This is a genomic window from Cupriavidus sp. 05T41 (genome assembly GCF_056396525.1).
In genome coordinates this window covers 55341-73039 of record NZ_JBFTLQ010000075.1, presented here as the reverse complement: position 1 = coordinate 73039, position 17699 = coordinate 55341, and the positions used below count along the sequence as shown (strand labels likewise).

General features: G+C 69.9%; 13 protein-coding genes and 1 rRNA gene. 6 read left to right on the top strand and 8 right to left on the bottom strand.

From position 1 onward, the window contains the following. Positions 1-157: 157 nt before the first annotated feature. Positions 158-271: ribosomal RNA gene (gene rrf / locus AC1DKV_RS31735) — 5S ribosomal RNA — on the top strand. 123 nt (positions 272-394) lie between these two features. Here the strand turns inward: rrf and AC1DKV_RS31730 are convergent. From AC1DKV_RS31730 to AC1DKV_RS31705, 6 genes are all read right to left on the bottom strand, one after another. Beyond that, a complete protein-coding gene (locus AC1DKV_RS31730; protein WP_477138871.1) occupies positions 395-1888 on the bottom strand; it encodes a C25 family cysteine peptidase in 1494 nt (497 codons plus the stop codon). Next, positions 1885-3216, bottom strand: a complete 1332-nt coding sequence (locus AC1DKV_RS31725; protein ID WP_477138870.1) for a hypothetical protein — start codon at positions 3214-3216, stop codon at positions 1885-1887. Before AC1DKV_RS31725 ends, AC1DKV_RS31730 begins: the two co-directional genes overlap by 4 nt. Positions 3217-3291: 75 nt before the next feature. After that, on the bottom strand, positions 3292-7107 hold the full coding sequence (locus AC1DKV_RS31720) for a WD40 repeat domain-containing protein (RefSeq protein ID WP_477138869.1): 3816 nt from the start codon (positions 7105-7107) through the stop codon (positions 3292-3294). A gap of 1 nt (position 7108) precedes the next feature. After that, positions 7109-9163, bottom strand: coding sequence for a CHAT domain-containing protein (locus AC1DKV_RS31715; RefSeq protein ID WP_477138868.1), 2055 nt, complete (start codon positions 9161-9163; stop codon positions 7109-7111). A 14-nt stretch (positions 9164-9177) separates the two neighbouring features. Next, a complete protein-coding gene (locus tag AC1DKV_RS31710) occupies positions 9178-9324 on the bottom strand; it encodes a hypothetical protein (protein WP_441612739.1) in 147 nt (48 codons plus the stop codon). Positions 9325-9795: 471 nt separating this feature from the next. Beyond that, on the bottom strand, positions 9796-10623 hold the full coding sequence (locus AC1DKV_RS31705) for an IclR family transcriptional regulator (RefSeq protein ID WP_477138867.1): 828 nt from the start codon (positions 10621-10623) through the stop codon (positions 9796-9798). A 165-nt stretch (positions 10624-10788) separates the two neighbouring features. Between AC1DKV_RS31705 and AC1DKV_RS31700 the strand changes: the two genes are divergently transcribed. From AC1DKV_RS31700 to AC1DKV_RS31685, 4 genes are all read left to right on the top strand, one after another. After that, positions 10789-11565 (top strand): enoyl-CoA hydratase/isomerase family protein, encoded by a 777-nt coding sequence (locus AC1DKV_RS31700; RefSeq protein WP_477138866.1) that lies wholly within the window; start codon positions 10789-10791, stop codon positions 11563-11565. Positions 11566-11575: 10 nt separating this feature from the next. Further along, positions 11576-12784 (top strand): CaiB/BaiF CoA transferase family protein, encoded by a 1209-nt coding sequence (locus tag AC1DKV_RS31695; protein ID WP_477138865.1) that lies wholly within the window; start codon positions 11576-11578, stop codon positions 12782-12784. 43 nt (positions 12785-12827) lie between these two features. Next, a complete protein-coding gene (locus AC1DKV_RS31690; protein ID WP_441612743.1) occupies positions 12828-13994 on the top strand; it encodes an acyl-CoA dehydrogenase family protein in 1167 nt (388 codons plus the stop codon). Between the two features lie 87 nt (positions 13995-14081). After that, positions 14082-15089, top strand: coding sequence for a Bug family tripartite tricarboxylate transporter substrate binding protein (locus AC1DKV_RS31685; protein ID WP_441612744.1), 1008 nt, complete (start codon positions 14082-14084; stop codon positions 15087-15089). A gap of 112 nt (positions 15090-15201) precedes the next feature. Here the strand turns inward: AC1DKV_RS31685 and AC1DKV_RS31680 are convergent, their stop codons facing one another. Then, positions 15202-15438 carry a DUF2188 domain-containing protein gene (locus AC1DKV_RS31680; RefSeq protein ID WP_441612745.1) on the bottom strand — a complete coding sequence of 79 codons (237 nt, stop codon included), beginning with the start codon at positions 15436-15438 and terminating at the stop codon, positions 15202-15204. Between the two features lie 331 nt (positions 15439-15769). On the opposite strand from AC1DKV_RS31680, the gene AC1DKV_RS31675 reads away from it, so the two are divergent. Continuing rightward, positions 15770-16261: a cysteine hydrolase family protein gene (locus tag AC1DKV_RS31675; RefSeq protein ID WP_477138864.1), complete on the top strand. Its 492-nt coding sequence runs from the start codon at positions 15770-15772 to the stop codon at positions 16259-16261. Positions 16262-16285: 24 nt separating this feature from the next. On the opposite strand, the gene AC1DKV_RS31670 is transcribed toward AC1DKV_RS31675, so the two are convergent. Next, positions 16286-17686, bottom strand: coding sequence for a dihydrolipoyl dehydrogenase (locus tag AC1DKV_RS31670; RefSeq protein WP_477138863.1), 1401 nt, complete (start codon positions 17684-17686; stop codon positions 16286-16288). Positions 17687-17699: the final 13 nt, after the last annotated feature.

The window sequence follows — 17699 nt, the reverse complement described above, 5'->3', positions numbered from 1 at the left end:
CAGTACTAATTGCCCGTAAGGCTTGATCCTATAACCAGTGTGTTTCTCCTGGTATGACGTATCGCGTGCCGCTAGCAAAGCTCGGCCGATACCTCGCAACCTGACTACATCCCTATTTGCTGTGCTGGCTCAACSCCAGCRCGGCACACCGTTTATGCCTGGTGACCATAGCGAGTTGGAACCACCCCTTCCCATCCCGAACAGGACCGTGAAACGACTCCACGCCGATGATAGTGCGGATTACCCGTGTGAAAGTAGGTAATCGCCAGGCTCTCCCTTGAACCCCCCCAGTACGCAAGTACTGGGGGGTTTTGCTTTTGGGGCGGCTGATTTATAGCGACCAATTTGCAGCAACCGGTCCGCGGCGGCGGTGTTGCGGTCCCGAAATGCCCGTCTAGCCCGTCGGTGCGCCGGTCGCGGCCATATCCCGTACCCTCAGCCGCACGGCCGGATCTCCCAGCACCACATAATTGCGCGCGTCATCGCGCGCCACCCATCGCAGCGCGATATCGGTATCCGGTACCGCGGCCCCCGCGCAGCGGTCGCGCAGCAGGTCGGCCAGCTCCGTGCTCAGCGCGGCCCAGCGGATATTGAAGCGATCGGTGGCCTGCSCAACACGCTCGCCACGCAACAGGCTGCCGACCACATCGCGGAATCCCTGCGTCTGCGGATCGGCACGCTCGGACTGGAAGCCGTAGGCCCATGCCCGGTCGACATGCCCGAGCACGGCGAGGGCGCCGCCATGGCGATGCGCGAGCAGGCGCTGCGGCAGGCGCGCGGTGAAAGGGGCGGGTGCGAGGCGGGCAGGAACACCCGCGCTGCCTGCGGAGATGCCGCTAAAATTGTCGAATTCCGGGCATCCTGCGCMAAAACAGGCAAAACAGARCTGGATAAGCCCGTGACACTGCGCGTCGTCGGGGACGTCCTGCGCGGCGAACCAGTGCTCGGGACCGATCTTGCCGTAGCCGGGCCAGTCCTGGCAGACCAGGGCACCCTGGGTGTCGGCGAGGCGCGCGTCGTCGGCGCGCAAGGCCATGCCATGGGAGCCRGTGAAGAGCAKGGCAGGCTGGCCACCGGGGCTTTTGCCGCGCAGGACGTCGGTGAGGGCGGCTTTGCTGGCGGCTTCGCCCAGCAACGCCTGCATCGAGAAGCCCTGGCGTTCGCCCAAGGGCTTGGCCTGCGCGGTGCCCTGGCCGAGCGGTGTGGCCAGTTGCCGCGTGAGCAGCTGGGTGGCGCGGTCGAAGTCGTGGCAGGTGGCGAACAGCGCGATGCTGCGGCGAGCCGCCACGCTGGCGGCGGTTTCATAGGCAACGACGCTGTCCGCATAACTGCGGAAATCCGCCATCTCCTGAAAGTCCAGCCGGCCGACCGCCCAGTAGAGGTCGAGCGTGTACTGGAAGGCAAACGAGATCTTGCCGGGGGGGCCGATCAGGACGAGGTAATAGGGCACGCCCAGCGCGGGATCGACCACGTTGAGCGAGACCTTGTGCCGTGCCAGCCAGGTCGCGGCGGTCTCGCCCGGCAGGCAGCCGTCGGCGCCCTGGAACACCGTGATATCGCCCGCCTCGCGCCGCCGCCAGGCGATCAGAGGCGCCAGCGCATCCAGGTAAGGCGCGGGATCGACGTCGGAGGGGAATAGCAGGCCCCAGCCGGCCTCGCCCAGCTTGTCGCCGTCGATGTCGCCCAGGACGGCATAGGTGTCGGCCTGCCGGGCCTTCTCCGCGGCCCGTTCTGGCGCGCGGCGGCCGGCCTGCTCGTGCGCGGCGAAGGCCTCGATGCCCTGCGCATCGAGTTCCGCCAGCGGCCGCCCGGTGTCAGCCTGGATGCCGAGCGGGAGCGGCATGGAGTCGCCGCCGCCGGCCGGCGTCGGTTCCGGTGCCGGGCTCATGATGCCGCTCCGGTCAGTGCGGCCTGCCAGATCAGGTGGGCCACCTCGGGGCCGTCGATATCGTTGTGCGCGCCCGAGACCCCGCTCTTGTGGCAGATGAATTCGCTGGCTTCGATGTTGAGCACCTTGCCGCGCGCCATGTCGTAGCGCCCGTCGTAAGGCATCATGGCCGCGTCCGCGCTGCCATCCACGCCCTGGATGCCGAAGGCGCCGATCGCCCCGAAGGTGGGATAGGCCTGCGCCGGATCGAAGGCAACCTGGCCGGCCACGCCCGCGGCCCACGGATAGAAGGTGCCGACCGCGCTGTCATGCCGGGAGCGGGTGACCACCAGCGGGCCGCTGACCTTGCCATCTTCCAGCAGGTGGCGGCAGTAGCCAGCCGTGCCTGGCCGTACCGGGATGTCCGGCGCATAGGCCCAGAGCGACATCGCGCCCTGCACCAGCACGCACGAAGCCACCGGGCGGCGCAGCGCCGCGGTCCCGCCTGGGCCGCCCAGCGTGGCGGACATGACGACGGCGCCGAAGCTGTGGCCCATCAGGTGCATGCGCGCGCCCGGAAGCGCGTCCTCGATGCGGTTCAGCAGGGCATGCACGCCTTGCTCGCCGACGGTCTGCCCCCGTTTTTTCATGCTCCAGAAKGACAGCTGGCGCAGTGGCGCCAGGATCCCGCCCAGCAAGCCGCTACCGCCGAAGGCGGCGCCGAGCTGGCTGGCTTCGGCGAAGGCGGCATCGGGATCGAAGGGCAGCCGGTCGGAGCCGGCGTCACCGCCCACGCCCGCGCTGCCGAGCGCAAGCGCCTGGTCGAGCTGCCGGTAGGCCTGGCGCGYGTCCTGCGGCAGGCTGGCGGCATCGGCCTGGGTGCGTGCGGCTTCGAAGATGGCGGCGAGCGCGGCGCGCACGGCCGGGGTATCGCCGAGGCGCTGCGCATAGGTGTCGATCATTGCCTGCGGGCCGCCGCCAGCCTGCGGCGCAAAGCTGGCACCGTCGCCCATCTCCTMGTCCCCCCAGGGCAGGCTGGGCCAGTGCAGGCCGATGTGGGCAACGGCCAGGCCCGGATGCCGCGCGCGCATTTCCTGCTCGTCGCCGACACTGCGCGAGAAAGCGCCGATCCAGCGGTCGTACTGCGCGCGCGCCGCTGGCAGGTCGCCCTGCCAGCCGTGGCTCCAGAAAAAGACATCGGTAGGCGGTGCGGCCTGCCATTGTTCCAGCAGCCGCGCGGACAGGTATCCGCCGGTGCCGTCGGGGTCGTCGCTGCGTTCGTTGCCTGCCTCGTCGAGCGCCAGCAGGGCGTAGGTGGCGCTGCTGCCGGCAATGTCCTGGATTGGCATGAGAAATCCCTCGTCTGAGAACCTGGCCGGCGGATCTTTGTCGATGCGCCGGCCAGTCCGTGGTGCCCGGCGCGCTCAGCGCGGCTCGCATGCGCTTGGCTGCGGTGTATCGCCCGGGAAGAAATCCGCTTTCTGTCTGGCGGTAAAGCCGCCGCCGGCAATGGCGCAGGCTTGCCTGCGCCATTGCTCCATGTCCAGGTCCCAGATCGCCGCCAKCGCGGTCCCCGCGGCGTATAGCCAGCGCCCGYCATCGCTCACGGAGAGCGCGGCGATCGGTTGCCGCTGGTCGCGATACAGTGTCTGCGGGATGGGCAGCGGCCGGTCGGTCTCGCGATCGAGCAGGAAGAGATTGCCGTGGTCGTCCCCGGCGACGACAAACGGCGCGTCGGGCACGGCCAGCGCGGTAATGACGCCTGCCGCATCCTGCTTGAGGATGATGGGTGCGGCCTGCGCCGGCGGCGGCAAGGCCGCGGCAGCCTTGGGCAGCGCCAGCCGGTACACCTTGCCGAGATAGTTGCCGGCCACCAGCGTGGCGCCGCGCGCGTCGAAGGCAAGGCTGGTGATCTGGCCGCGCGGCAACGCCTCGAAGCGCTGGACCAGGATCGCTTTGGTATCCAGGCAATCGGCGCCGGGTGGGCCGATCCGCCACAGGCTGATCTTGTCGTCCTCGGCCACGGCCAGCTCGGCCGTTCCCGGCCTGAAGGTGGCATAGGCGGCGTGCACGAGCGGATCGGGCAGCGGGATGCGGCAGGTGGCGGCGTCGGCGGCGGTCGATGGCGCGGCTGGGGTGGCGGTAGAGCCAGATCCTGCCGGCGCGGCCGCGCCGGCATCGGGCGCCAGGCGCCAGAGTTCGAGGCGACGGTCCTCGGCCGGTTCGCCAGAGCGGATTGCCAGCAGGCGGCCGTCCTCGCTGAGTGTCAGGCGGGCGCCGGCACCGGCCATGACGCCGGGCAGGATGGCCTTGCCGCTGCCGTCGGCCGCGAGCAGCCAGATCTGGCCGTTGTCATCGGCCACCGCAAGACGCCGCGCGCCGCGTGCCCAGTCCAGCGCCCGCACGGGGGCGGCCGGCAGGGCGACGGGCCGCCTGCTGGCCGGCTTGCCCGCCTCGGTCTGGAGCAGGACGAGCTTGCCGTTCTCGGTCGCGGCAACCAGAGGCGGGGCGATGCCGGCCAGCGCCAGCAGCAGCGGGGGCGCGCTGTCCTGCCCGCGCGAAACGATGGTAGCCATCGGGTGCCGCGGCGCGTCGAAGCGCATCTGCAGCAGTTCGCCTTGATCGGTCGATGCCAGGAGGCGCTGGTCCTTGCCCGCCAGCGCGAGTCCGGTGATCTGGCTTGGCAGGTCGAGCAGCTCGTTGCGCGTGAATTGCATGCGCTCAGGTTCGAGCCGCCAGCGGATCACGCGGCCGTCCCAGCCGCCCGAGAGCAATTGCCCGTCGTCGGTAAACACCAGCTGCACCACGGCGTCGTCGTGGCCCAGCAGCGYACGCGGCCACAGCGTGCCATCGGCGGTGCGCCACACGCTGATGCGGCCGCCGCGCGTGCCGGCCACGGCAAGGCTGCCGTCCGGACTGACGGCGATGCTGTGGTAGCCGGCGAACCAGTCGGTGTTGTCGGCCGGCGCGGCCAGCTCCTGCTCGGGTGTGCCCAGCACCGCCGGCGCTGCCTGCGCATCATCCGGCAGGCGCCACAGCCTGGCCTTGCCATCGCGCCCCGCCGTGGCAAGCTGCCGGCCCTGGCCGAACAGCGCAACGTCGGTGACGCGCAGCGCGTGCGCGCGCCCGCTTGCAATCGGGCTGCGCCAGGTGTCCCCGGCCTTGGTGAGATCCCACACCGCAATGCGGCCGCGGTCGTAGCCCGCCACCAGCCGCTGGCCGTCGCCGGACAGCGCGGAGACCGGACCCCATCCGCCTTCGCGCCTGGCCCCCGCCGGCAGCGACAGTACCGTCGCGCGTGCCGGCTGGGCGATATTCCACAGCGCCACGCTGCCGTCCTGCCCGCCGGTGGCCAGCGTGCCGGCCCCCGTCAGCGCGACCACGCGCACGCCCTCGGGATGCTGGTTGCGCAGCGCGGTCTCGTCGAGCCGCACGGTATGCCCGCCGGGACCGAGCCCGGTGATATCCACGATCCAGTGGCCACCGCCCAGGCGCGCGCTGACCCGATAGCCGGCATCGGCCTGCACCGCCAGCATCTGCTGGTCCGCGCGCGCGAGGTAGGTCTCGATATGGCGGGCGCGGTTCATCKTGCCGACCAGCGAGCGCCGGAAATCGAAGGCTTCCGGACGCTTATGGCTGTGTTGGCCGCGCGTGCCTTCGACCGCGGCCAGCAGCGCGGCGTCCGGCGCCGGTCGCGAGCTGAGCAGGGAGAACAAGGCGTTCTGCATGGCGAGGTCCTGCTTGGTCGTGCGCAACTGCCACGCCAGCACCACCACCACGATGAGGAACAGCAGCGTGGCGCCCGCCAGCGAGTAGCCGAAGATGTGCCAGCGCCGGGCGCGCTCGCACTCGGCGCGATGGCGCTGGTAGGCGGCCAGGAAGCGGTTCTCTGCTTCGCTGTGCCGGTCTTCCGCTTCGAGCAGGGTGTCGTCGAGTTCCTCGGTGGAGGTGAGCTTGCCKAACACGCCCGGGTTCTCGCCCGACAGCGCCCACGCCCGCGCCAGCTGCTTCCAGTGCGGCAGGTACTGGGTGCGCCACTGCGCATTGCTGGCGCGGACCGGCTCGATCAGCCGGTCGTGCGCCAGTTCGAGCCATTGTGCGTCCTGGCGGCTCTGTGCGCGCACCAGGTGATATTGCTGCAGGATGTCGAGCTCGGCCGCGGTGGGGGAGTTGCGCAAGCCTGCATCGAGCGTTGCCTGGGCACGCATATTGTTGGCGGTGATCAGGCTGTTTTCGATCCAGTCGCGCACCACGCGCTGGCGCAGCCGCGTGCCGCTGGCCGCGTCCAGCGTCATATTGCAGTAGGAGGCGAGYGCCGCGCTGGTATCGAGCTGCTGCACCTGCTCGAGCGTGATGGTGCCCCCGCCCGCGGGCGGCCCGTCCGGCCCGAAGCACGCCTGCCACAGGCTMAGGGCAACCACCTGCAACTGCACGGGCTCGACGAAGCGCCCCTCGCGCAGGCTGACCTGGCCGGCGGCGTCGCGCGTGCGCACCTGGGCGAGGTCCTTCACGAGCCGGCGCGCGGCGTCTTCGCGGAAGTCCACGCCGGCCGCCATAGCCGGGCCGCGCAGGGCTTCCAGCGCCTGCTCCCTCGACAGCAAGTCGATGCGCATGGTGTTCGTGAGGCGCGTCGGTACCAGGTCGCGGTAGGCGTCCAGCCACGAAAAATACTCCTCCCGCATCGCCACCAGGGCCCAGACCGGGCTGCCGCTGCGGCCCAGCAGTTCGCCCAGTTGCGCGAAGAAGGCCTGCTTCGCGCCGGTGTCGGTACTGTCGAGCGTGAAGATCTCCTCGAACTGGTCGAGCACSATCAGCAGCCGCCGYGTGCGGCCGCCCGTGCTCTGGTCTTCCAGGCGCGCCAGGCAGGACAGCAGCGTATCGTCCGGGCGCGGCCTGAGTTCGCTGCGCGCGGCCCAGCAGTGCAGCACGCTGGTGACGTAGCGGTTCTCGCCCTCGTACGGCACGCTCACGCGCGCGGTCGGCAGCACGTCGAAGCGGTCCGCCAGGCGCGGGCGCAGCCCGGCCTCGATCAGCGAGCTCTTGCCCGCGCCGGAGGGCGAATACAGCAGGACGACGCGGTCGGCGATGAGGCGGTCGCGCAGTTCCCCGATCTCCGCGTCGCGGCCGAAGATCGGGTCGGTCTCGCCCAGCGGCATCGGCCCGATATAGGGCCCGCGCGCGCTGGCGCGTGGCTCGGGGGTCTCGGGTGCGGCGTTGGCGGGAGCGGGATTGGCTGCCATCTCATCCTTCCAGGCGCCGCAACAGTTCGGTGGTGAACATGCCCACGTCGCCCCAGTACAGCTTCAGGCGCGCCTTGTCCTGGAAGTAGCGCTCCAGGTAGCGCCGCGCGCTGACCGGGTCGACGATGCTGTTGGGGTCGAGCTGGGCGGACAGGTGCTGGTACTCCTGGCGCAGATCCGCGCCCTCCAGGTTGAGGATGCTGCGGAACAGGATGCGGAATTCCCACGACTGCACGTCGAAGCCGACGAACAGCAGCGCGCTGTCGTTGAGCCGTGCGCGCACGGAAAGCGGTATCGCATTGCGGTTGACCKAGACGCTGGTGAGGTAGTCGAAGTACTGGTCCTCGGTGAGCACCAGCGAGCCGGGCTCGCGCAGATCGCCGAACAGCTTGAGCACCATCGGCGCCTGCGCGCTGGGATTGGCGCGCTTGCGGCCTTCGGCCAGCGTGTCGTCGCAGGCTTCGGCCTGGCGGTTCCAGCGGCACAGCCGGATGCCGGGATCGGCGCCGCCTTCGCGCAGGGCGTCGGCCAGCAGGTCGCTGGGGTCCGTCGTCAGGTAGACCGGCAGCTTGAGCCGGGCCATGGCGCGGTACGGGTTATTGCCATCCTGCTGGCGCTGCGCGCGTCCCACCGCGCAGACCACGTCGCCGAGCTGGGCGATGATGTCTTCGTTGCGCAGCGCGCAGAGCGCCGGCGGAAGGATGTCGCGGTACTGCTGGCACAGGTGCTGGTAGGCGAACTTGTAGAACAACCGGCGCGGAAACACGCMTTGCTGGGACACCGCCAGGTATTGCGCCACCTGCGGCAGTTCATCGCGCTCGTGCGCCGCCATGGGGAAGTGATAGGCCTCGGCCCACATCTGCGCCAGCTGCAGGCGCGAGCCGAACACCGTCTCGCTMATCGCCGGGCCGAGTATGGGCGTGGTCTCGCCATGCTGGATATTCTCGATGACGGCGTGCCAGGCATCGGTGCCGTCACCTTCGTCTGGACCGAAGCCCGGCGGGTAGAAGATGCGGCCGCTGTCGAGCCGCGTGAACACCGCCGGCATCCACCAGTCAGGGAACTGGCTGACCGCCGCGCGCGCCACGCCGGCCGCGCGGTCCACCTCGCCGTGATCGCGCAGCTCGCCGAAGAACACCGGCATGAAGGCACTCATGGTGGCCATGCCCACATTGCCCTGCATGGCCAGCACCGCCGGCACTCCGGCCTGCGCCAGCAGCGGGCCCAGCGCCATCAGTGTACTGCCGCCGCGCGCGGCGCCCGCGCCGGCGCTCTGGCAGGAGCACAGCACAACCAGGCCKGGCGGGCGGTCCAGGGTGCCGATGCGGTTGACCAGCACGCTGCCGGGCACCAGGTCGCGCGAGCCATCGATGCGTTCGAGCCACAACATGGGCTCGCCGTCCACCAGCGCCCCGTGGCAGACGAGATAGAGCACGTCCACGCCGTCGCGCAGCGCGCTCAGCAAGCGCTCCACCGACGCCTGCCCGGGTTCGGCGAGAACCGTGACCGGCACCGGAGCCAGCGCGGCGGCGGCCCGCGCGGCCTCGCCCGGCGCGTCGATCGGCGTCAGTTCCGGGCCGAGTCCGCTCGGATTGGCCACCACCACCACGGCCGTCACGTCGTTCTTGGCGCGCAGCTTGGGCAGGCGCATCTCGCGCGCGAACAGATAGCGCGAGAAGAAGCAGCGCTGCGCGATGAAGAGTGCGTGCTCGCCGGCGGGGTCGAACAGGGTTTCCCAGGGCAGCGCGTGCAGCTCGCGCGCCTCCACGCTGATACGCAGTCGCACGCGCAGGTCCAGGCGGCGCTCGTCCGCCGCGGCTTGCGCGGCCACGAAGGCGTCGCGCACCACCGGGTCGGCGAACAGGCTGGCTGCGAGGGCGCGCCCGCAAACCTGCGGATCGGCATCGCGCAGCGCAGGCGCGTCCGGCGCCAGCGCCAGCGGCACGCGCGGCGTGATGGCGTCGCCCTCCGGCACGCGATGCCGCGCTTCCACCTCGTACCTGCCATCGCTATCCGTACCGATGACGATCTCGAGTTCCGAGTAGTTGCGGGGCATGGGCGTCTGGCCGGCTACGCGCAATCGCGCCGATCGCCTGGCAGCACCAGCGACCTGGAGCGCGCTGGCAGCGGGGCAACGCGGGTGGGGTTGACCTGGCCGCTGCTGAACAACGCCTCGCAGTCGCGGCGCGGTGCAGCTTTCAGCGCGATGGTGATCATGGTCCCTCCCCGCAGGTCCGGGCTTTGCGCAAAGGCGCGCGACGGCGCACCGCACCGGTCCCGGCAAGGCAATGCTGGCGGCCCGCGAAGCGGGGGCCTGTGTTTATTCATCCGTTCTGGCTTCCCTAGCTAATGAATATGATATTTGCGAAAAATGCAATTTTCGTCGCCGTCGCCGTGGCGGCGAGGGCAGGGATGGTGATGCAAGCGCCATCCGGCACGGAGCCGCGTGCCGTTGCGTGCGACGCGGCGCAAGCACGCATCCGTTGGCACCTGCCGATCACCGGGCCGTGATGTTGGCCGCGTTGGCCGCGCCCGGACACCGCGCCTGTGCGATGCCCGGAACCCCATGCCGAACGACGCAACCGCCCGCCGGAGCCGGCGAACGTTGCCGCCRCCGATGCCGCTGCTGATGCCGATGCCGCTGCTTAAGCCGCCGCACGCCGGCGCCTGAGCCCTGCCGGGCTGCATTCACGCGGCCGCGCCATCTCCGCAGGCCGCCACAATCTGCGCGATCAGGCCGAGCAGCAGCGGCGCGTAGCGTTCGACATCGCGCGGCTTCTCGCTGGCCTTGTGCGGAAAGCTGATATTGAGTCCGTACCATTGATGGTCCGGCCCGCGGAAGGCCGCGCCCACGGCGGTCAGGTKACCGGGCTGGTAGTTGGCGCTGCAATAGCCCAGCGCCTGTGCCTGCGCGATGCCCCGCCTCACCTCCCTGCGCAAACCTGGCCATTGCTCGCCGGCCTTCTCGGCGATCTTGCCAACCAGGTCTTCGCGCACGCCGGCGGGCAGCGCGGCCAGATAGGCCAGGCCGATCGCCGTCAGCTCCATCGGCACGCGCGTGCCAGGCGCCACGCGCCGCGTGCGCGACACGCTGTCGCGGCTGTGGCGTACCGATGCCAGGTAGACCATCGCAGTCTGGTCGCCGACCGCCAGCCCCACGTTGACCTTCTCCGCCTCGGCGATCTTGCGCATCAGCGGCAGGGCGATATCCGCCACCACGGTGGCATGGCGGAACGCATCGGCCAGGCTCAGCACCACGGCCGCCAGCCGGTAGGCACGCTCGGTGGTGTCGTAGTGCAGGAATCCGGCATCKACCAGCGAGCGCGTGAGCCGGCTCACGGTAGGACGCGGCAGGCCCGTACGGGCGGCCAGGTCGGCGTTGGTCAGGCTGGAGGAGCCGACGCGAAAGGCACGCAGCAGCGTCAGGCCGCGCTCGAGCGACTGGCTGCCTTCGGTCTGGCGGGTGAAACGGCCGGTGCTGTGCGTGATCTGGCKGGTCGAGGTGGCAGCGGGCATGCGAGTGGATTGGCGCACCTTGCGAGCCGCCAGTAATTTCGGTATCCGAAATTGTAGTGTAGCGCCGCCGACGGCATCGGCGAATACTGTCGGCTAGTGGTGCGGCGCCGGCAAGCGGCGGCGCGGCCTTTCCCCGTTCTCCATCATCCACCCGGAGCCTTCGCCATGACCTTGGCATCCMAGCCGAAAATCCATCTGTCCCGCGACCAGCACGTCGCGCAGATCGAGATCTCCCGCCCACCCCACAATTTCGTCGACGCCGATGTCATGCGCCGGCTGGCCGAAATGCTGCTGCAGCTCGACGAGGACGACAGCTGCCGCGCGGTGGTGCTGTCGTCCGGTGTCGGCGCCTTCTGCGCCGGCGCGGATTTCAGCGCGCCGKACCAGGGCAGCGTGTCGCGCGATCCGTCGGCCTTCTACGCGCAGGCCATGAAGCTCTACCGCAACCGCAAGCCGATCGTGGCGGCGGTGGAGGGCGCAGCCATTGGCGCCGGGCTGGGCCTGGCGCTGGTGGCGGATTTTCGCGTGACCTGCCCGCAGGCGCGCTTCAGCGCCAGCTTCAACCGGCTGGGCTTTCATCCCGGCTTCGGCATGAGCGTGACGCTGCCGCGCCTGGTGGGCGAACAACAGGCCGCGCTGCTGTTCTATACCGGCCGGCGCATCGGCGGCGAGGAGGCGGTGCGCATCGGACTGGCCGATGAACTGGTGGCACAGGGCGAAGTGCGCGCGCGCGCGCTGGCGCTGGCGCACGAGATCGCGGCGTCGGCCCCGCTGGCCGTGGAAAGCACGCGCGAGACGCTGCGCCTCGGCCTGGCCGACCGCATCGCCGAGGCCAACCGGCGCGAGCTGTCCATCCAGCGCGTGCAGTTCGCCACCGACGACTTCCGCGAAGGCGTGGCGGCCATGGCCGAGCGGCGTGCGCCAGTATTCCAGCGCCGCTGAGGGAGGCCACATGCACAAGCCAACTCCGGCTTCGGCCGGCCCGCTGGACGGCATCCGCGTGCTCGACCTGACCTCGGTCGTGCTGGGCCCGCTGGCCACGCAGGCGCTGGCCGACCTGGGTGCCGACGTGATCAAGGTTGAAGGCCCGGAGGGCGACCTGATGCGCGCCAACGGCGTCTCGCGTCATGCCGGCATGAGCTCGATCTACCTGGCGCTCAACCGCAACAAGCGCTCCGTGGTGCTGGACCTGAAGACGCCCGCGGGCGCGGCCGCGCTGCGCCGCCTGATCGCCGGTGCCGACGTGCTGGTCCACAATATGCGCGTGGCCGCCATCGAGCGGCTGGGCTTCGGCTATGCCGCGGTGGCGGCGCTCAATCCGCGCATCGTCTACTGCGTGGCCACCGGCTTCGGCCAGGACGGACCGCATCGCGACAAGCCAGCCTTCGACGACATCATCCAGGCCGCCTGCGGGCTGGTGGCGCTGGGCTCGGCCGCGGGTGGCCGTCCGGAATACGTGCCGAGCMTGATCGCGGACAAGACMACCGGGCTGGCCCTGGCCAACGCCGTGCTGGCCGCGCTGCTGCACCGGGAGCGCCATGGCAGCGGCCAGTCGGTGGAAGTGCCGATGCTCGAAACCATGGCCAGCTTCGTCATGGCCGAGCACCTGGCCGGGCTCACCTTCGAGCCGGCCACCGGTGCCGCCGGCTACGCGCGCCTGCTGCAAGGCGGGCGCCGGCCGGCGCAGACCGCCGACGGCTGGATCTGCGCGCTGCCCTATACCGACCGCCACTGGAAGGCCTTCTTCCACGCGGTGGGCCGCGACGACCTGGCGGACAAATACAACATCGCCAGCCGTGCCCAGCGCAATGCCAATATCCGCGCGCTGTACCAGCACCTGGGAGACATCACGCCCACGCGCACCACGGCGCAGTGGATGGCGTTGTTCGGCGAGCTCGACATTCCCGCCACGCCGATCTGCACGCCGGACGAATTGCCGCAACATCCGCACCTCGCGGCGGTGGGGCTGTTCCAGCAGACCGAACATCCCACCGAAGGCCCGCTGCGCGAGATGCGGCCGGCGACGCGGTTTTCCGCCACGCCGCTGTCGCTGCGCCGCCATGCGCCCGGGCTGGGCGAGCACACCGAGGAAGTCCTGCGCGAAGCCGGGCTGGGGCCGGACGAGATCGCGCTGGTGGCGGGCGGCAGGAACGCGGCCTGATGCAGCCCGCAATGCAGGCGCACAAAAGACAAGGAGACAAGGCATGAATTTCGCACTGGACGAAGAGCACCAGATGCTCAAGGACCTGGTCGCGCGCTTCGTGCGCGAGCAGCTGATTCCGCTGGAAGCGGGCGTGCTGGCGCGCGAGGCGCAGGGCGGCCAGCTCGCGCTGCTGCCGCAGGAACAGGCGCGGCTCGACGGGCTTTCGCGCGAGCTGGGACTGTGGGGCCTGGACGCGCCGGCCGAGATGGGCGGCGCCGACCTGCCGGTGGTGGCCATGGTCGGCGTCAACGAGGAACTGGGCAAGACCATCACGCCCTATGACCTGCCGCCCGATTCGCCCAACTTGCGCATGTTGCTCAAGGCCGCCGACGAGGCCCAGCGCGCGCGCTACCTGGAGCCCTACGCGCGGGGCGAGACCATCTCCGCCATCGCCATTTCCGAGCCGGGCGCGGGCGGCGACCCGGCCATGATGTCCACCCGCGCCGAGCGCGAAGGCGACGACTGGGTGCTCAACGGCCGCAAGATCTGGATCAGCCGCGCCGCACGCGCCGACTGGACCATCGTGATGGCGGTGACCGACAAGGCGCGCGGCGCGCGCGGAGGCATCTCCGCCTTCCTGGTCGACCGCGGCACGCCCGGCTTCAAGGTGGAGCGGCGCATCCCGATGATCGGCGGTGCTTCCACCTATGAGGTGGTGCTGGAAGACTGCCGCATTCCTGGCACGCAACTGCTCGGCGTGGAAGGCCAGGGCTTCGCRCCGATGCAGGCACGGCTGTCGAGCCGGCGCGTGCAGATGGCGGCCTGGTGCATCGGCCGCGCCCAGCGCGCCCTCGACATGTTGTGCGAGTACGCGCCGCAGCGCCGCACCTTCGGCGCTGCGCTGGCCGATCGCCAGGCCATCCAGTGGTGGGTGGCCGATGCCGCCACGCGCATCCATGCCTGCCGTCTGATGACCTACGAGGCCGCCGCGCGCATCGACGCCGGCGACGAGGCGCGCACCCAGGTGTCGATGATCAAGGTGTTCGCCACCGAGATGGCCTGGGACGTGATCGACCACGCCATGCAAGCCTTCGGCGCGATGGGCATGACCAAGGAAATGCCGCTGCAGCAGATGGCCAACGAAACGCGCCTGATGCGCATCTACGAGGGGCCGTCGGAAGTGCACCGCTGGGTCATCGCGCGTGACCTGCTGGGCCTGAAGCGCTAGCGGGCCAGCCGCCCCGCGCTGTGAATCAATGCCATATCCGCACCGGGAGAACCCACTGCCGGGCGGAGCACCAAGGAGACAGACCGCATGACCCGCTCCACCACCTGTTCGCGCCGCCGTTTTGCCAGCCTTGCCGGCAAGGGCGCGCTTGCCGCCGCGGCCCTGGCGACCATTCCCGGCGTCGTCCTGGCGCAGCAGCCGGCGTTTCCCAGCCGGCCGATCCGCTTTATCGTACCGTTCCCGTCGGGCAGCGGCACCGACACCACCGCGCGCATGTTCGCCAAGAAGATCGGCGAGCTGACGGGGCAGGGCGTGGTGGTGGAGAACAAGCCGGGCGGCAACGGCTTCATCGGCGTGCAGACGCTGCTGAGCGCGCCGGCCGACGGCTACACGGTGTTCATCGGCAGCAACTCCACGCTGTCCACCAAYGCCGCCACGTTCCGCAAGCTGCCCTACGACCCGCTGACCGACTTCACACCCATCACGCTGCTATCGCGCGGGCCGTGCCTGATCATCGTTCCCGCCAGCTCGCCGTACCACACGCTCAAGGCGCTGGTGGAGGACGCGCGCAAGCGGCCCGGCGCGCTCAACTATGGCACCGGCTCGGTCTCGTACACGCTGTACAGCGAATGGCTCAACGAGCAAAGCCGCATGAAGACCACCGCGGTGCCGTACAAGGGCGCCGGCGACGCCATCAACGGCGTGATGGCCGCCAACGTGGATTTCGCCGTGGTGGACGCCAGCGGGGCGATCGAGCTGGTCAAGGGCGGCAAGGTGCGCGCGCTGGCCTATACCGCGCCCCAGCGCTCGCCGTTGCTGCCGGGCGTGCCGAGCGCCGCCGAGGCCGGCGTGCCCGATTTCCTGGCCTACAACTGGGTCGCGGCGGCGGTATCGGCCAGGACGCCGGCACCCATCGCGCAACGGCTGGGCGAACTGTTCGCCGCTGCCGGCGCAGCCGACGACGTCAAGGAGTACTACCAGCGGCAGTCCACCGTGCTGATCCTCTCGACACCGGCGGAACTGCGCGACTACCAGAAGGAAGAGATCGCACGCTGGAAGCGGCTGGCCGCGATTGCGAAGATCGAGTTGCAATAGGCATAGGCAGCGCCGCCTCGGCGGTGCGGGCGCGTGTTTCTTCTCCGCGCCGGCGCCCGCCTCCGGCCGCGGGGCGGCCCGGCGCGCCGCAGGCGAGGCAGCCTGACCGCGCTCAGTTGAGCGACGATGACGTTCCGCCGTCGCCGAAATCCTTCCACCAGTCGAACTGGCCATCGCGCAGGTGCACGTAGAGGACGACGCGGTGCTCGAGCGCGAGTGCCGTGCCGGCCTCGATCGCGGCTTCGCGCGATATGCAGCTTGTCACGCGCCCGACACCCTCGACAGCGACGGTCCAGTGACCCTCGCTGCTCAGGATCACGTGAACATTGGAGTTAGCGGGCGTTGTCATGGCGGGCGATGGCCTGATGTCCGGCGCGGCGAGGACAGCGCGCACGGCKGGCGCGGACGGAGGTGGCGCAAGCGGGATGATTGGCKCAAGCGGCGCAAGTGCGCAAGTGGCGGATCCGGGGTTTCAATCGATTGTGCTCCATMAGGTACAGGAGCAGCCGCCGCCGTTCCCGTTGTGGAGTATAGATCGTGGAAGGCCCCCTCAGCTTCCCTTCAGCCCGCGGCTAACCGGGGCGGGGTCGCCGGCACGATCAGCCGGCCGGGGCTATCGAAACCCGTGGTGACTGTTCTATGATCCGGGCGAAACATGCGCAATGACAGACAAGGAGCCCATGCGTCAGGCACTACTGATCATCGATATCCAGCMGAGCTTCTCCCCGCCGCCCTGGCTGGTGGAACGGGTCGCCGCGCTGGTCGGCAGGCTGCCAACCGTTGCCACCGTCGAGCGCCACGATGAAGCCGTCACTCCGTTCCGGCGCCAGCTGGGATGGGCGCCGGMGCCGGCAGACGACAGCCTGGTCGCGGCCGACCAGGTGTTCGTGAAGCACGGCTACGCGCCTTCGCCCGACACCATCGCGCATCTGCAAGGCCTGAACCTCGACCGGGTGCTGGTCTGCGGCATCCAGACCGAAACCTGCGTGCTGGCGGCCGGCTTTGCCTTGTTCGATGCCGGGCTGCAACCCACTCTGCTCGAAGACCTCACGGTGGGGTCCTCGCTGGATGTGTCCGGCGGGCTTGGCATCAGGCTCTGGCGTCATCATTTCGGCCACGTCCTGCGGTCCGGCGATATCTGGTCGGAGAACGGGCCGGGCGCTGCCGCATAGCGCGCCCGCCGGCGAGGCTGCGGCTTACTGCTGTAGCCTCGCCGCCGCGTCCSGCAGCGCCGTGCGCAGCCCTTCTTCCACCACTGGGTGATAGAACGGCATGGCCAGCATCTGGTCGATGCTCAGTCCCTGCTGGCAGGACCAGGCCAGCAGGTGCGCGATATTCTCGGCGCGGGGGCCAATCCACTCCGCGCCTAGAAAGCGGCCGCTGGCCCGGTCCGCATAGACGTGCATCAGCCCGCGGTTCTTCAGCATGACGCGGCTGCGGCCCTGGTCCTCGAAGCTGACCTCGCCGCTGACAAAGGTGCCCGGCTCCAGGTCGGCGTAACGCTGTCCGACCATGGCGATCTGCGGATCGGAGAACACCACGGCGATCGGCGCGCGGCGCGGCACGGGCTTGATGGCGGGGTAGTTCGCCGCGTTCTCGCCGGCAGCCTTGCCTTCGTCGGCCGCTTCGTGGAGCAGGGGCAGGATATCGTTTGCATCGCCGGCGATAAAGACCGGGGCGTGGCCGCATTGCAGGGTTGCCGGGTCGAACCTCGGCACGCCGCCGGCGTCCAGTTCCAGCCCGGTATTCTCCAGGCCAAGGCCACGCACATTGGGGTGGCGTCCGGTTGCCGCCAGCACATACTCGAAGCGCTCCGTCACGCTCTGGCCCGCGTGGTCGATGAAGGTGATCACCGCTTCGTCGCCATCGCGGCGCATGCCGGTCACTTGCGCGGCCGGATCCAGCGCGAACTCGTCCTGGAAGGTCCKGGCCGCGTAGGCCTTGATGGCCGGATCCGACAATCCGCCCACGCCGCCCCGCGCGCCGAATACATGCACCCGCACGCCCAGCCGCGACAGTGCCTGGCCAAGCTCGAGCCCGATCACGCCAGGCCCGAATACCGCCACGCTGCGCGGCAGGTCGTCCCAGGCAAAGACGTCATCGTTGACCACCAGGCGCTCGCCGAACACATGCAGCGGCGCCGGCACCGCCGGGCTGGAGCCAGTGGCAATCACGACGCGGCTGGCCCGCACGGTGGTGTGCTCATMGACCTGCAGCACGGTGTTGTCGACGAACCTTGCGTATCCGCGGATGCGGTCTTCGGCCGGGATATTCTCCACGCCGCGCACGACAAAGGAGACAAAGCGGTCGCGCTCGCGCTTGACCCGATCCATCACCTCGCGCCCGTCGATGCGGATGCGCCMGTCGACATGCACGCCAAACGCCGCCGTGTGGCGCAGTTCGTGGGCCGCCTCGGCGGCGGCAATCAGTAACTTGGAGGGMATGCAGCCAACGCGCGCGCAGGTGGTGCCATACGGGCCACCCTCGATGATGACGGCGCGCTTGCCGGCGGCCCTGGCGGCCCTGGCGGCACGATAGGCGGCAAGGCCCGCGGTACCCGCGCCGATCACAGCGACATCGGTCTGAATCGTATTCATGTCTGTTCCCTTT